The 14,686-nt window shown below is 64.1% G+C and carries 17 protein-coding genes and 1 pseudogene; 6 read left to right on the top strand and 12 right to left on the bottom strand.

What is annotated here, in order from left to right:
- The 6 genes and pseudogenes from M8J71_RS17330 to M8J71_RS17305 all read right to left on the bottom strand — a co-directional run.
- A pseudogene (locus M8J71_RS17330) lies at positions 1-379 on the bottom strand (pyridoxal 5'-phosphate synthase lyase subunit PdxS); the annotation flags it as partial.
- A 223-nt stretch (positions 380-602) separates the two neighbouring features.
- Positions 603-1,226 (bottom strand): phosphatidylinositol phosphate synthase, encoded by a 624-nt coding sequence (gene pgsA, locus M8J71_RS17325; RefSeq protein ID WP_256248968.1) that lies wholly within the window; start codon positions 1,224-1,226, stop codon positions 603-605.
- Positions 1,216-1,803: an HIT family protein gene (locus M8J71_RS17320; protein ID WP_163163965.1), complete on the bottom strand. Its 588-nt coding sequence runs from the start codon at positions 1,801-1,803 to the stop codon at positions 1,216-1,218. The genes pgsA and M8J71_RS17320 overlap by 11 nt, the downstream gene beginning before the upstream one ends.
- An 18-nt stretch (positions 1,804-1,821) precedes the next feature.
- The gene (gene thrS / locus M8J71_RS17315) at positions 1,822-3,831 is read right to left on the bottom strand and encodes a threonine--tRNA ligase (RefSeq protein WP_256248967.1); all 2,010 of its coding nucleotides are present in this window, start codon (positions 3,829-3,831) and stop codon (positions 1,822-1,824) included.
- Between the two features lie 116 nt (positions 3,832-3,947).
- A complete protein-coding gene (locus M8J71_RS17310; RefSeq protein ID WP_256248966.1) occupies positions 3,948-7,436 on the bottom strand; it encodes a DNA polymerase III subunit alpha in 3,489 nt (1,162 codons plus the stop codon).
- Positions 7,433-7,768 (bottom strand): DUF6504 family protein, encoded by a 336-nt coding sequence (locus M8J71_RS17305; protein ID WP_256248965.1) that lies wholly within the window; start codon positions 7,766-7,768, stop codon positions 7,433-7,435. The genes M8J71_RS17310 and M8J71_RS17305 overlap by 4 nt, the downstream gene beginning before the upstream one ends.
- Before the next feature lie 134 nt (positions 7,769-7,902).
- Between M8J71_RS17305 and M8J71_RS17300 the strand changes: the two genes are divergently transcribed.
- On the top strand, positions 7,903-8,292 hold the full coding sequence (locus M8J71_RS17300; RefSeq protein ID WP_163163973.1) for a hypothetical protein: 390 nt from the start codon (positions 7,903-7,905) through the stop codon (positions 8,290-8,292).
- A gap of 17 nt (positions 8,293-8,309) precedes the next feature.
- On the opposite strand, the gene M8J71_RS17295 is transcribed toward M8J71_RS17300, so the two are convergent.
- Positions 8,310-8,630 (bottom strand): chorismate mutase, encoded by a 321-nt coding sequence (locus M8J71_RS17295; RefSeq protein WP_256248964.1) that lies wholly within the window; start codon positions 8,628-8,630, stop codon positions 8,310-8,312.
- Between the two features lie 19 nt (positions 8,631-8,649).
- Between M8J71_RS17295 and M8J71_RS17290 the strand changes: the two genes are divergently transcribed.
- Positions 8,650-9,072: a VOC family protein gene (locus M8J71_RS17290; RefSeq protein ID WP_256248963.1), complete on the top strand. Its 423-nt coding sequence runs from the start codon at positions 8,650-8,652 to the stop codon at positions 9,070-9,072.
- A gap of 38 nt (positions 9,073-9,110) precedes the next feature.
- On the opposite strand, the gene M8J71_RS17285 is transcribed toward M8J71_RS17290, so the two are convergent.
- Entirely contained in the window at positions 9,111-9,872 is a 762-nt protein-coding gene (locus tag M8J71_RS17285) for an SOS response-associated peptidase (RefSeq protein WP_256248962.1), read from the bottom strand.
- 128 nt (positions 9,873-10,000) lie between these two features.
- Between M8J71_RS17285 and M8J71_RS17280 the strand changes: the two genes are divergently transcribed.
- Positions 10,001-10,258, top strand: coding sequence for a mycoredoxin (locus tag M8J71_RS17280; RefSeq protein ID WP_163163980.1), 258 nt, complete (start codon positions 10,001-10,003; stop codon positions 10,256-10,258).
- A gap of 121 nt (positions 10,259-10,379) precedes the next feature.
- On the opposite strand, the gene M8J71_RS17275 is transcribed toward M8J71_RS17280, so the two are convergent.
- The gene (locus M8J71_RS17275; protein ID WP_256249029.1) at positions 10,380-11,126 is read right to left on the bottom strand and encodes a lipoate--protein ligase family protein; all 747 of its coding nucleotides are present in this window, start codon (positions 11,124-11,126) and stop codon (positions 10,380-10,382) included.
- 16 nt (positions 11,127-11,142) lie between these two features.
- On the opposite strand from M8J71_RS17275, the gene M8J71_RS17270 reads away from it, so the two are divergent.
- Complete coding sequence (locus M8J71_RS17270) at positions 11,143-11,535, top strand: DUF2177 family protein (RefSeq protein WP_163163983.1); 393 nt, start codon at positions 11,143-11,145, stop codon at positions 11,533-11,535.
- A 50-nt stretch (positions 11,536-11,585) separates the two neighbouring features.
- Here the strand turns inward: M8J71_RS17270 and M8J71_RS17265 are convergent, their stop codons facing one another.
- Complete coding sequence (locus M8J71_RS17265; protein ID WP_256248961.1) at positions 11,586-12,389, bottom strand: thioesterase family protein; 804 nt, start codon at positions 12,387-12,389, stop codon at positions 11,586-11,588.
- Between the two features lie 170 nt (positions 12,390-12,559).
- Here M8J71_RS17265 and M8J71_RS17260 point away from each other — a divergent pair, with 170 nt between their 5' ends.
- Entirely contained in the window at positions 12,560-13,237 is a 678-nt protein-coding gene (locus M8J71_RS17260) for an endonuclease/exonuclease/phosphatase family protein (RefSeq protein ID WP_163163987.1), read from the top strand.
- Between the two features lie 13 nt (positions 13,238-13,250).
- Here M8J71_RS17260 and M8J71_RS17255 read toward each other — a convergent pair whose 3' ends face one another.
- Both M8J71_RS17255 and M8J71_RS17250 read right to left on the bottom strand, forming a co-directional pair.
- On the bottom strand, positions 13,251-13,760 hold the full coding sequence (locus tag M8J71_RS17255; protein ID WP_256248960.1) for an NUDIX domain-containing protein: 510 nt from the start codon (positions 13,758-13,760) through the stop codon (positions 13,251-13,253).
- Between the two features lie 48 nt (positions 13,761-13,808).
- Positions 13,809-14,000: a DUF1918 domain-containing protein gene (locus M8J71_RS17250; RefSeq protein ID WP_163163989.1), complete on the bottom strand. Its 192-nt coding sequence runs from the start codon at positions 13,998-14,000 to the stop codon at positions 13,809-13,811.
- Between the two features lie 97 nt (positions 14,001-14,097).
- On the opposite strand from M8J71_RS17250, the gene M8J71_RS17245 reads away from it, so the two are divergent.
- The gene (locus tag M8J71_RS17245; protein ID WP_256248959.1) at positions 14,098-14,616 is read left to right on the top strand and encodes a metallophosphoesterase family protein; all 519 of its coding nucleotides are present in this window, start codon (positions 14,098-14,100) and stop codon (positions 14,614-14,616) included.
- Positions 14,617-14,686 lie beyond the last annotated feature (70 nt).

The following is a 14,686-nucleotide window of genomic DNA, read 5'->3' as shown; positions in this document are numbered from 1 at the left end:
TGCGGCGCAGCGCCTCACCGAGGTTGGTGGCACCGCAGACGAAGGGAACGGTGAAGTTCCACTTGTCGATGTGGTTGACGTAGTCGGCCGGGGTCAGGACCTCGGACTCGTCAATGTAGTCCACGCCGAGGGACTGCAGGACCTGAGCTTCGACAAAGTGGCCAATCCGGGCCTTGGCCATGACCGGCACGGACACGGCGTCGATGATCTTGTCGATCATGTCCGGATCGGACATGCGGGAGACGCCGCCCTGGGCGCGGATATCGGCCGGAACGCGTTCCAGCGCCATTACAGCAACGGCACCGGCGTCTTCGGCGATGCGGGCCTGTTCGACGTTGACGACGTCCATGATGACGCCGCCCTTGAGCATCTCAGCCATGCCCCGCTTCACGCGGCTGCTGCCCGTGACGCTGTTCGCGGACGAACCGGCTTCGCTGCTTACATCAGGTGTAGACACAAAAACCCCTATGGGTAGATAGATGACCTTCGCCGGGGGTGCAGGGCGGCACGGAGATGCCATCTGTACACACACCGGGTTGCCGGATCCATTGATCGGGCAGTCCTAATACTAGTCTCACCGCGCCCGGCCGGCTTAATTCGAGTTAATCGGCAGGCGACGGTTCAGCAAGAGCCTGGCGGCGTACGGACACCATGCGCTGGACCACGGTGATGAGGCTGGCGAGGGCGAGCAGGATCAGTGTCACCAGCAAAACCACGGGGGGCAGCCCGAGGCCGGTGAATCCGGTCACCACGAGCACGGAGACGAGGCGTTCAGCGCGTTCCGCTATGCCGATGTTGGCCGTGAACCCCAGCGACTCCGCCTTTGCCCTGGCGTAGGAGACCACCATGCCAAGGACAAGGCAAACAGTGGCAGCCATGGCGATCGGAACATTCGCGCCGCCGGTGAAGAACCAGACGGCCAGGCCGGCGAAAAGGGCGCCGTCTGCAATCCGGTCCAGGGTGGAGTCGAGGAAGTTGCCCCAGCGGCTGCCGACCGCCTGCATCCTGGCCATGATGCCGTCCAGGACGTCTGAGAAGATGAACGCGGTGATGAACAGTGTTCCCCACCAGAGCTGGCCCAGCGGGTAGAAGACGAGGGCTCCCACCACCACACCGGCGGTACCGATGATGGTCACGGCATCCGGTGAGACGCCGATTCGAAGGAGCCAACGGGCGAGCGGGGTGAACAGCGCGGTGAAGAACCTGCGGGCGTGCTTATTCAGCATCCGTCTCCCCGGGCCAGGCGTCGGCGACCTGCTGGCGGACCTCGTCAAGGGTCTGCGTGATCGCCTTGGTCTGGGCGATGATGGGGAAGAAATTCCCGTCACCGCCCCAGCGCGGAACAATGTGCTGGTGCAGGTGCGCGGCGATGCCCGCTCCGCCCACCACGCCCTGGTTCATCCCCAGGTTGAATCCGCCCGGGTTCGCTACTTTCCTAAGCACCCGCATGGCGGTCTGGGTCAGCTCGGCGAACTCCGCTGTCTCCTCGACGGTCAGGTCCGTGTAGTCGGGAATATGGCGGTAGGGACAGACCAGGAGATGCCCCGGATTGTACGGAAAAAGGTTCAGCACCACGTAGCAGGTCTTTCCCCGGTAGACGATCAGCGCATCCTCATCGGTCCGTGCGGGTCCGATACAGAAAGGGCAGTCGTTTTCATTCTTGAACTGGTGCTGGCCGCCCTTGATGTACGCCATGCGGTGCGGAGTCCACAGGCGCTGGAAGGCGTCCGGGACACCGGCGAGGTCAAAGTCGTCGGTAACGCCGGCATCGCCTGGATATCCTGCGCCTGTGTTCTCCTGCACGGTGCTGTTCCGTTTCCGCTAGCTGGTCCGGTTACGGACGGCTTCCGTGATCCGCTTGACTGCCTCTGCCACGGGCACGCCGTTGTCCTGGCTGCCGTCACGGAACCGGAACGACACTGCCCCTGCCTCAGCGTCGTCGCCGCCGGCAATGAGCACAAACGGGATCTTGTCCTTGCTGGCAGTGCGGATCTTCTTCGGGAACCTGTCCGACGACGTATCCACCTCGGCCCGGATGCCGGCCGCCTTAAGCTGATCAACGACGTCGAACATGTACTCGTTGAACGTCTCCGCCACCGGGATGCCCACCACCTGGACCGGGGCGAGCCACGCCGGGAAGGCGCCGGCGTAGTGCTCGGTCAACACGCCCATGAACCGCTCCACCGACCCGAAAAGCGCCCGGTGGATCATCACGGGGCGCTGGCGGGTGCCGTCGGCGGCCTGGAACTCGAGTTCGAACCGTTCGGGCAGGTTGAAGTCCAGCTGAATGGTGGACATCTGCCAGGTGCGGCCCAGCGCGTCCTTCGCCTGGACGGAAATCTTGGGGCCGTAGAAGGCAGCTCCACCCGGATCCGGTACAAGTTCAAGACCTGATTCCTGTGCCACTTCGGCGAGGGTCCGGGTAGCTTCCTCCCAGGTGGCGTCGTCGCCGACGTACTTTTCCGGGTCTTTGGTGGACAGCTCCAGGTAGAAGTCGTTGAGCCCGTAGTCCTTGAGCAGGTCCAGGACGAAGGTCAACGTCTTGGTGAGCTCGTCCTTCATCTGCTCGCGGGTGCAGTAGATGTGGGCGTCGTCCTGTGTCATGCCGCGCACGCGGGTGAGGCCGTGCACCACACCGGACTTCTCGTACCGGTAGACCGAACCGAATTCGAACAGGCGCAGGGGCAGCTCACGGTAGGAGCGTCCGCGGGAACGGAAGATGAGGTTGTGCATGGGGCAGTTCATCGGCTTCAGGTAGTAGTCCTGGGCCGGCTTGCGGATGGAGCCGTCCTCGTTGAGTTCGGCGTCAACCTGCATTGCGGGGAACATGCCGTCCTTGTACCAGTCCAGGTGGCCGGAGACCTCGTACAGGTGGCCCTTGGTGATGTGCGGCGTGTAGACGAACTCGTAGCCGGCTTCAACGTGGCGCTGCCGCGAGTAGTCCTCCATCTCCTTGCGGATGATGCCGCCCTTGGGGTGGAACACCGGCAGGCCGGAACCGAGCTCGTCCGGGAAGGAGAACAGGTCCAGTTCAGAGCCGAGCTTGCGGTGGTCGCGGCGTTCGGCCTCGGCAATGCGCTCCTGGTAGGCCTTCAGCGCGTCCTTGGTGGGCCAGGCCGTGCCGTAGATCCGCTGCAGCTGCTGGTTCTTCTGGTTTCCCAGCCAGTAGGCGGAGGATGAGCGGGTGAGGGCGAAGGCGTTGGAAATCATCTTGGTGTTGGGCAGGTGGGGGCCGCGGCAGAGGTCGCACCAGATGGTGGTGCCTTCCTTCCGCTCAACGTTGTCGTAGATGGTGATGTCGCCGGCGCCCACCTCGACGTTGACGCCTTCCCCGGCTTCGGCGGCTTCGTTTTTCTTGCCCAGGAGTTCGAGCTTGTAGGGCTCGTTCTTCATGGCTTCGCGGGCCTCGTCCTCGGAGACCACACGCCGGACGAACTTCTGGTTCTGGTTGACGATCTTGAGCATCATCTTTTCGAGGGTTTTGAGGTCCTCGGGGGTGAAGGGCTCCGCCACGTCGAAGTCGAAGTAGAAACCGTCGGTGATGTACGGGCCGATGCCCAGCTTGGCGTCGGGGCGCAGTTGCTGCACTGCCTGGGCCATCACGTGGGCGGTGGAGTGCCGGAGCACGTTCAGTCCGTCGGGGGAATCGATGGTGACGCCTTCGACGTCGGCACCTTCCGGAAGTTCCTGGTCAAGGTCCTTCAGTTCGCCATTGACGCGGGCAACAACAACATCACGGCGCTCAAAGAAGAGTTCCGCACCGGTTGTCCCGGTAGTCACCTTGGTCTCTTCGCCATCGACGAGAAGGGTGATCTGCTGGGCATCTGACACGGGTGTCTCCTATTCAAAGTTAAGGCTTCATAGCTTGTGGCGTACGGGGACCACAGCCAGCCATCGTCAATGCTATCGGTTCAGCAAAGGGCCGACCAACGCGGCGCACGGCAGGCTCAGCCGTTAAATCCAGTGATGGCCAGGCTCCGGTTGATTCCATCCAAGGGGTGCGGGCCGTCCGGTGCCCCGGTGTCCGAAGGTGGAAATGGCAGGGTTTCGGTGCGGCTGAGGTCCCAGGCCATGCTTGCGCTCAGGCTGATTCCCCGCGGGCCTGTCCTGCGTGTGGTGCCGCGGATCAGCAGCAGCCTGGTCCCGAACAGGAGCAGGCCGGCGTTTTCCTGGGCTTCGTGGAAGAAGACAGAATCAATGCAGCCGGTGCCGTCGTCAATGCTGATGAACACCACCCTCCTGCCGCCGCGCATGGGAGGCGTCTGGGTGGCTACCCGCACTCCGGCCACCAGCACTTCAGTCCCATTGCGCAAGCCCAGGAGCTTGTCGGCCGTTGTCACCCCCAGCCTGTCCAGCATGGGCCGGTGGCTGTCCATCAGGTGGCTGCTGACGTCCACGGCCATCAAATCCAGCTCGGCCCGTACGTTTTCGATCAGGGTAGGTTCAGGGAGGCCGGGCTTGACGTTGCGCAACTCCACATCGCCCAGGGGCAGGGACAGCTGCCCCTCGAGGACCTCGACCCCTTTCCTCCCGCTGCCCGAACTTTGAAGCTGCTGCAGGTGCTGAACCAGGTCTGCCCGGTTCGCAACCCCGCCCGCCTCGCGGTGCAGGGAATCAAAAGCCCCCAACTGGGCCAGCCGTTTAATACTGGGCTTGCTAAGCCGCGAGCGCGCGCGGAGGTCCGCGAGGGAGTCATAAGGCTGGCCAACCACAATCCTCTTCAATTCTGTGGCGGACAGCCCGTAGATACCGTTCAGGCTCAGCCTGATTCCCAGCTTTCCCGCATCGGGCCCCTGCCGGACCCGCTCCACCCGGTACTCCCCCTTACTGCGGTTGATATCCAGGGGAAGGATGGGAATACCCAGCCGCCTGGCTTCGGCCACCAGCAATCTTTTGGGATACATCCCCGGATCATGTTCCCAGAGTCCCGCGAGGAAGGCTTCGGGATGATGCGCCTTCAGCCACGCCGATTGGTAGGTGGGGACGGCGAAAGCCGCACCGTGGGCTTTGCAGAAGCCGAAGCTGCCAAAAGCCTTCAGTGTCCCCCAGACGTTGTCCACTACCTCCGGCGAATAGCCTTTCTTCCGGGCTTCCCTGCGGAAGAACTCCTCAACACCCAATTCCAGCACTTCATTGCCCAATGCACGCCGGAATTCGTCAGCTTTCGCCAGCCCGCACCCCGTCATCACGTCGAATGTCCTGAGGATCTGCTCATGGAAAACAGTCACCCCATGGGTTTCGGCCAGGACGGGTTTCAGGTCCGGGTGGGGGTACACCTCGGGGGCGAAACCGTGGCGGTGCTCCAGAAAGGGCCGGACCATGTCCGACTTCATGGGCCCGGGGCGGAAAAGCGAAATGTCGATGATGAGGTCATTGAACTCCCGCGGCGCCATCTTGCCGATCAGCTCGCGCTGCCCGGGAGACTCGATCTGGAAGCAGCCCAGGGTGTGCGTGCTCCTGATGAGTTCAAAGGTGGGTTCATCATCCAGGGGTATGGCGTTGAGGTCTATGTGGCCGTTCTCTGCAATGTAATCAGGGCCGGATCCGTCCTGCCCGGCAGGATGGACCCCGGCAGCCACCACTTCCTGTTTTGAGGGATGGATCCGGATGATTTCCCGGACTGCGAACGCCATGGCGCTTTGCATCCTGACGCCCAGGACATCGAGCTTGAGCATGCCCATGGGGTCCATATCGTGTTTGTCGAACTGGCTCATGGGCAGCCCCAGGCCGCTGGGCTGGACGGGAGTCCTGTCCAGCAGGGTTGCGTCCCCCAGGATCACACCACAGGGATGCATTGAAATATGCCGCGGCAGCCGGTCAAGGCGTTCCGTCAGGTCCACCAGAAGGTCCAGCTGCTGGTTGCCATGGGTGTCCCGCTGCTCCACCCGGCCGGCAAACTCCCTCAGTTCCGGCTTTTCCTGCAGCGCCTCGCGGAACTTCCGGGCGGAAAACCGCCACAGCTGTTTGGCGATGTCCCCCACGTCGCCGTCATCCATGCCCAATGCCATACCGGCATCCCGCACTGCACCTCTTGCCCGATAGCCGTTCTGCATGCTCATCAGCGTGACCCGCTCCGCGCCGAAGCGCTCGAAGATCTTGCGGTAGACGTTGTGCCGTTCGGCGCTTTCGACGTCGATATCGATATCCGGCAGGGTGGCGCGGTCCCGGGACAGAAAGCGCTCGAAGATCAGGTCATGCTGCAGGGGGTTTACCTGGCTGACATCGATCAGGTAGTTCACCAGGCTGGATGCTCCCGACCCGCGGGCCGCAGCCCTTACTCCCATGTCCTGGATCATGCGTGAAACTTCGGCGACGGTGAGGAAGTAGGAGGAGAAACCCAGGTTCCGGATGATCCCCAGTTCATGGTCAAGGCGTTTCCGCATTTCCTTTTCCCGGCTGCCCTGGATTCCCGGGAACCGCCGCCCGATTCCCGCCTCGCAGCGCTGCACCAGTTCAACGTGCGGGTCCTGGCTGATCCCGATGACGGAAGCCTCCGGCACCACTGGCTGCTTCCAGCCCATGTCGGTTTCGGGATCTATTCTGCAGAGATCGGCGAGCGCCTCGGTCTGCGCCATAAGCTGTTTGAGGTCCTGGGCACCGTAACCCGCTGCGGCGATGATTTCCTTGCCCAGTTGCAGCATCTGCGCTGCGGATTTCAGCCAGCCCTGGCCGTTGGGCTGCAGCAGCGGTTCCTGGGCCAGTTCCGGCAGCGATTTCAGGGTCCGTGCTGAATCCAGCACGTCAGCGGTGGCGGCTCCGTCCTCCGCGCAGTACCTGACGGCGTTGCTGAGGATTGCCGGAACGTTGTGCTCCGCCGCGAGCTTGAGCATCCGGACGGCATGCGAGGTGCTCAGGGGCGCCCCCGGTGCGCTGAGCTGGGAAACGATCTCGGCCACCACTGTTCCGCGGGGCATGGCTTCGAGCCATTGCTTGAAGAGGGTCCGCGGGCGCAGGTACCGGCGGCCGCCCATGGCGCGCCCGACGTCGGAGTCCGGCCCAATGAGCACCATCAGCACTGGTTTAAGGGTCTGGGGGTCCAGGGTTCGGGAGGCAAGCTCTGCCCTGGTCACTGCCACCGGAATAGTTCCCCCAGCCTTTCCCGAGGTGCGGGCATGGGCATCTGACACCAGCCGGCACAAAGCACGGTACCCGGCCCCGTTGTTGTTGCCCCGGGCGAGCACCACCACGCGGCCGGCAAGCTGGGTGCGGTGGTCGCCGTCGTCGTCATACACCGCCAGGTCCACCCCGACGATGGGATCAATACCTGCGGCCATGCACGCCTTGAGGTGCTTGATGGTTCCGTACAGGCCGTCACGGTCAGTGCAGGCGAGCGCGGTTGCGCCGTCGGCAGCAGCAGCCTGCGCCAGTTCCTCAGGCCAGGACACGCCATAGTGGGCACTGAATGCGGTGGAGACGTGGAGATGGGTGAAGCTCATGCTGTTCGGGGGCGCAGGGCGTCGTGGATGCGCAGGAGCCGCCAGCGGCCGCTGCGGATATGGCGGGTGAGGTCAAGGGTAAGAGCCTCGTCCTCCTTGGCCGTGCCGGAACCTGCAGCGGACGGGAGCACCTGGACCCGCCAGATTTCGTGGTCAACAAGCCCGGGCCCGCTCCCCAGCGGGGCACGGCTTTCTTCCGCCCACCACTGCCGGCGTTCATACCAGCGCACCGGGTCAGCGCAGACGGAATAGGACCGTCCTGCCCATTGAAGGCTCACGGGCTGGCCGTCAGGATTGCAGGCAACATCCACGGATTCGCTGAACATCGCCATGGGCACCTCCCGGCAGGACTAAGAAACTAAAGAGTCATTCGAATATGTGTTCGAATACTTCCAGTCTAAGCCAGCGGCGGGACAAATCCTAGGCGGGGGTGGACGGACAGATCGGCAGGGAGCAGGATTGGTCCATGAGCACCCATGACGCACTCCTCAAGCAGGTCAGCATCAAAGCCCAGGACTCCACCCTCGTGGCCACCTTCGACATCGACGGCAATATTCCCGGTTCCGGTGCCTACGTGGTGGGGCTTGTAGCTGCCACCCCGGACTACTCCTCGCAGCGGCGGCTGGGCATTGAATTCATGAACGGGGAGGCAATCGCCTTCTTCTCGTTCAACCACGAACAGAGCACGGAAGAGAACTACGATCTTTCAGGCGTTACCCATTCCGGCAACACCATCACCGGCAACTTCCCGCTCGCAGCCATCAACGGGCTCGGCAAAGGGCACGTGATGACCGGCTTCAGTGAAGCGGACGGCCGGGAATTCCAGTCCGGAGTTCCGGTGGAGGAAAACCTGTAACAGCTGGGCGAAACCGCTCAGCTGTTCTCTTTGTGGACCCGGAGTTCCAGTTCGATGAACCCTGAGATCATGGCCCGGTAGGTGGACTCCACGATGTCCGGATCGATGGCCTTCTTCTCGGCGGCGGAGCGGACGTGCTCGATCACCCGCTCCACGCGGCCAGGGGCACGGACCTCGGCGTCGTCGCCCTTGAGCGTTCCGGCGATCCGGATCAGCCGCTCCCGGCGTGCAATGAGGGTGACAATCTGGTCATCGACCTCATCAACGGCAACCCGGACGGCAGCGAGCTGTTCCTTGTCGGCCAGGGCGTCTCTATCGTTCCCTTGAATTGTTGCCATCCTCTGACAGTATCGAACCATGCAACCCCGAGTCGACTTCATTTCACTGGGCGTCCGCAGCGTCCCGGCGTCCCGCTCCTTCTACGTGGACGGCCTTGGCTGGCCCGTCCAGCGCGAGCTTCCGGGGGACGTGGTCTTCATCCAGGTGAACCACGGCCTGGTGCTGTCCCTGTGGGACGTACGCCAGATGCAGGCTGACGCCGGTGTCAGCGCGCCGGGCCCGGTCCCCTGCATCACGCTCAGCCACAACCTCCCCAGCACAGAAGACGTTGACCGGGTCATGGCAGAAGCTGCCGCAGCGGGAGCGGACATCATCGCCGAGCCCATCACCCAGCCGTGGGGCGGCTACAGCGGCTACTTCGCAGACCCGGACGGCTTCCGCTGGGAAGTGGCGTACAACCCCACATGGACAGTGGACGACGCCGGGACGGTCACCGTTTAGCCCTCCGGCCCAGCGGTCCGGGCTGCTTTGGGTAGCGCCTAGAAGAGGGCTTCGACAGGGCGGATCAGCTCAGGGCCGTTGTTGCGGACGTTGCCCACGTCCTTCCCCACTGAATCCACATGCCAGTCCGAAGCCACGTCCTTGACCCGCGAGCGCACCAGGTCAACCAGCCCCGCAGCGTCGTCGGCCTCCGGGTCGAGCCATGCCTGCATCGTGGAGGTATCCATCGGCAGCGGCACACGGTCATGCAACGCGGTCAGCTTGCCAAAGACAGTTGATTCGCTGCCGGGCGGCGGAGTGTCAGTAGTCAGGATTGACGTGGACAGCATCCAGCCGCCGGGCTCCCCCGCCGGCCAGGCCGGATCCTTCCACCACTCATAGAGCCCGGCAAAAACCAGACCCCGGCCCTCGCCCGGATGCACGTAGTAGGGCTGCTTCCCTTTCCCGGGACCCTGCTTCCATTCGTAGTAACCGTCTGCGGGCACAGCGCAGCGGCGTGACTGGATGGCCTTGCGGAACGCAGGCTTCTCCAGCACGGATTCGCTCCGGGCGTTGATCATCCGCGAGCCGATACCCGGGTCCTTGGCCCAGGAGGGAACCAGTCCCCACCGCGCCACGTGCAGCTGGCGCACCTGCTTGCGCTCCGGGCCCTCATCGATCAGCCGCTCCAGGACGATGGGAACGTCATCAGTTGGCGCGACATTCCACGACGGCGGGATGGCCACCTCCTCCTCAAGCTCGGCGTCGAACTCAGCCAGGAGGTCCCCCACGGCACGTGCCATCACATAGCGTCCACACATGGCTCCAGCATGCCATCGGCGGCAGGAGCTGTCATCCGGGGGCGGCCACGGGCGCAGTTGCCGGGAATAGCGGGCTGCACGCTACCGTTGTCAGGAATGAACCCGTAAGCGACACGTAGGAGAAATCCGTGGACTTCACCCCCGAAACCGGCACCATCACCATGTTTTCCACCACCTGGTGCGGCTACTGCAACCGGCTGAAGAAGCAGCTGGACGCGCAGGGCATCGGCTACACCGAGATCAACATCGAGGAAGTGGACGGTACCGCAGAACTGGTGGAGCAGCTGAATGGCGGCAACCGCACGGTGCCCACTGTCCTGTTCCCGGACGGCACCGCGGCTACCAACCCTTCCGCTGCCGAGGTCAAGAACCGCCTCGCAGCGTAGCCGGCAAACCGGCCAGAGGGGCCCGCAGCCCAGCCACCCGCCGTCGAAGGCGTGTGAAAACCACAACGGGACCAGCACTTCGGTGCTGGTCCCGTTTTGTGTACCTGCCATACCCGGCCGGTCATGCCCCCAAGCTGCTGAAGGCAGCGCTCGTGAGGGTGGCATGGCCCGCATAGGTTGCCAGCAGCGCGTCCTCCACCGCGGCGACGTCCACTCCCGGCACAAGATCATTGACGGCTCCGGCCGTGGCGGGGTCCCACTCCAGCCCCAATGCCGCGTAACTGTCGGTGAGGACCTTGCGGATGGGGGCGGAGTTTTCCACCACGATGACGGAGCTGAAGAGCCAGCCTCCGGCCACCACGCGCTGGGCAGTGCCCACCAGCTTGATCCGGGAGCCGGATGTCCGGTCCGTGCCGTGCACGCTGTATTCCCCCGGGCAGTACTCACCCGGGATCTCCCCCACGGCCGCCTGCACCCCCACGCTGCGCAGCGTTTCGGCGAACAGCTCACCAAAGTATCCGAAGCGGCTTTTCGATCCTGCAATAGCATCTGCGTCCGGTTCGATATGGTCCACCACGAGGGTTCCCTGGTGGTAGGCGGCAGCGCGCCCTCCCGCCCTGCGGACCAGCGGCTCAAAACCGTTGTCGCGGCAGCCCTGGGCCGCTGCTTCGAAGCCCGGCAGCCGGGTGTCCCGCTGCCCGAATGCCACTGTAGGGGCAGGCCGGTAGAGCCGCAGCATGGGGCCAATATCCCCCGTCCTTGCCTTGGCGAGGAGCTCCAGGCCAAATTCCAGGTCACGGGCGGCGCCGAGCGACGCCTCCTGCCGCACCACTGTCAGCGTGCGGGGTCCCGGTCCGGCGTGATGCATGTTGCTATGCTCCCCTATGGTCATCTTGCAATTCCTTGTTGTTGCCGCCGCATTCGCAGTGATTGACGCCGTCTGGCTCAAGCTGATGAACCCGTTCTACCGGAGCCACATCGGCGATCTGCTGGCTGACAAGCCAAACCTAGGGTACGCGGTTGCCTTCTACGTCATTTACATCGCCGGAATCGTGTTCTTTGCCCTCCGGCCCGCGCTCGACGGCGGCGGCTGGCTTACGGCATTGGGCTACGGTGCCGCGCTGGGCGCCTTCGCCTACGCCACCTATGACCTGACCAACGCGGCAACCCTCAAGGTGTGGCCGTTGCAGCTGATTGTGGTGGACATGCTCTGGGGCGCTGCACTGACCGGGCTGTCCACCCTCGCCGGCTGGCTTGTCTTCCAAGGCCGGGGCTGACCCGCCTGGGACTGAATATCGTCCCGCATGGAGTCACGCCCGCGCAGCCGTCACGTCCTGCGCACGGTGAGGATCTGCTCCGCCCGGCCGAAGGGGCCTTGGAGGTCGTGCAGCACCGTGGACGTGAGGCCGATTCCATCCCCGCCGAAGGAGACTGCGTTGTCCAGCCCCAGCCATTCCCCTTCGGGGCGGCGGTACATGTGGATCTGCAGGTCCAGGTTGGGGAACGCGTAGCTGTCCGCGCCCGGAGGTACCCGCGCAGCAATGCCGTTGGCGGTGTCCACCAGCCCCATCAGCCGAGCGAGGCCGCCGCTGTCTTCGCGGTCCGTGAGGGGATGGTCAGTGCGCAGCCATACCTTGCCGGCCCCTGGCCGGTGCCCTTCCGCTACCCGCATCTCAAGGGAGCGGATGTAGCCGCCCGGCCATACTGAGGCTCCGTCGTAGGGCTTGCATTCGTCGGGCCCGGGAATGACGGTGTCTTCCACCGCGGCAACCTCGGAGGTATCACTGGTGACCAGCCGCCAGGCGGTGGCACGGATCGCTGTCCGGCCGCCCGCCACCAGCTCGGCCTGCAGCAGTTCGATGGTCCTGCCCGGCCGCAGCGTGGTGGTCTCGATGTGGAATTTGCCGCCGGGGATCAGGCCCAGGATCTCGAAGCTGAGCCGGGCCATCCGCATGTCCGTCCTCGGCTGGTGCCGTTCGAGGCTGTCAGCCATCAGCCCGGAGGCCGGCGCCATGTGCTGCTCGTGCACGTTCCAGGCGCCCTGGGCGTGGATGGTGGAGCGGAAACGGCCATCACCCAGGGCCTGGTAATAGAAGTTTCCCTCAGCCAGTTCAGGCAGATCAGCAGTCAACGGGTGCCCTTCGAAGGAGATGTCAGTGAATTGCCAATAACTCTATCGTTTTGCTCCGGGACCGTCGCCAGGAGCTGCCATCCGACGCGGCGAAATGTTGGAGCCTGGGGGCTGTCATCTGGGTAGACTCAGAAACTGGTCCTGTCAGCAACCCTCGGAAGAGGTGTTCCATGCGCGTCATCAGCTACAACCTCCGCAAGCACAAGGCAAGCGGTGAACTCCTTGCCCTGGCACGGAACCACGATATTGATGCGCTCTGCCTCCAGGAGGTGGATTCCAGCGACCTCCCGGAGACCCTTGGCCCGCTTCACCTCGCGGACGCCACCAAGGGAAACCGCCTCGGGCTCGCCATCTACTACCGCACCAGCCGGTTCACGGCCCTGGACACCCAGTCCTTCGCTTTGAAGAAGTCGATGCATGACCGCGTGCTGGCACCGGCCCACGAACGGCTCATCGGGACCCGCGTCATGGACAACGAGACCCAGCACGAACTGGTGATCGGTTCCTTCCACGCCGCACCCCTGACCGCCTCCAACTCGCTGCGGCGGAAGCAGATCCACGCCGCCCACGCCGAGCTCCTGAGCATGGGCAAGGGCCTGATGACGCTGATGGTGGGCGATTTCAACTACCCGTTCTTCACCAAGAACCTGCACGTGCACATGAAGAACTCGGGGTATGCCCTCTCGCTAAGCAACCGGCGAACGTATACCCGCTACAAGGTGTTCAAGGGCCACTTCGACTTCGCCACGTCGTTGGGGCTGGACATCACGAGCGTGGAGACCCTCCCGCGCGGCAACTCGGACCACCTGCCCATCCTGGTCCATGCCGAATACGGCCCGGACTACTGACAGACGTCCACGGCTAAGCGCCGGAAACGAGCCGCTCCCGCAGGTCCGGCCACGCGGCCGCGAAGCCGGGATGCAGCTCCTTGCGTTCCACGTCAGCCAGGGGAATCCACAGCAGTTCAAGGCTCTCCGGATCGCTAATGACCGGATCAAACGGCTCTGTCACCAGTACCACCACCGTGGTGTAGGACCAGTAGCCCAGGTCCAGCACCGAGGTGAAGAGCACGTCGACGTTCTCCGGCGGCACGGCGGCCTCCTCATAGGCCTCACGCAATGCGCCCACAACGGCGTCCTCGCCCTCGTGGAGCGCCCCGCCGGGCAGTCCCCAGGTTCCGCCGTTGTGGCTCCAGATGGCGCGGTGCTGGAGAAGCACACCCTTGGCGGGGTCGTAGGCGAGCACCCCGGCAGCGCCGAACCTGCCCCAGTACCGGCCGTGTTCCCCGTCCACCCAGGCGTCACCGGGATCGCGCGGGCCGGTACGGACAGGCGGAGTGGAGGACGGCGTTGAAGCCAGTGAATGATCCATCGCTCCAGTCTGACAGGTGGACCGGAAGCGGCGCATCACTGTGCGGCGCTAGTGCCCGTTGCCGCGTTCGACGGCGAAATCACCGCCGGGGTACATGATGGTTTCGTGGCCGTCGTCAAAGCGGACCAGGTAGGGCGGCGTTCCGCCTTGCCCGCGCACTTCCAGAATTACGCCGTGCCGGTCTGTCGACCCGACGTTCCTTCCGTGAACGATGATCCTGTCACCCTGTGCAGCCTCCATGGCTATCACCTCCAGCCCCAGACTACGACTGCCCGCCAGAAGGAACAATGCCAAAAAAGTCGCCGGCGGAACCTGGCCGGCATGGCAGGATTTCCCCATGCCGCTTAACCTTCTGCTGGTCGCCGACACCCACGTGCCCAAGCGTGCCAGGGCACTCCCCGCGCAGTTATGGGCCGCCGTCGAAAGCGCTGACGTGGTGTTCCACGCCGGCGACTGGGTGACGGCGGAACTGCTGGACCAGCTTGAGCACCGGAGCAGCCGCCTGATTGGTGTCTACGGCAATAACGACGGTCCTGACCTGCGCAGCCGGCTGCCTGAAACAGCCACCGCCACCCTTGAGGGGGTCCGCTTCGCCATGGTGCACGAAACCGGACAGGCGAAGGGCCGGGAAGCGCGGTGCGAGGCGCTTTACCCGGACGCCGACGTGCTGGTCTTCGGGCACAGCCACATTCCGTGGGACACCACCTCCCCGGGAGGACTGCGGCTGCTGAACCCGGGCTCCCCCACGGACCGGCGCCGCCAGCCTGCCTGCACGTACATGACAGCGGTCGTGGACTCGGGAACCATCAGGGATGTCAGGCTGGTGGACGTCCGCCGGGACTCGAAATCCGACTGAACCAGTACTGAAATGCGGGTTGGCAGGGACAGGCGGAAGTGCCTAGGCTTGGAACGGTAAGCATGCTTAG

Source organism: Pseudarthrobacter sp. R1, from assembly GCF_024494415.1.
GTDB lineage: Bacteria > Actinomycetota > Actinomycetes > Actinomycetales > Micrococcaceae > Arthrobacter.
This window is presented reverse-complemented; position numbering and strand designations above follow the sequence as displayed.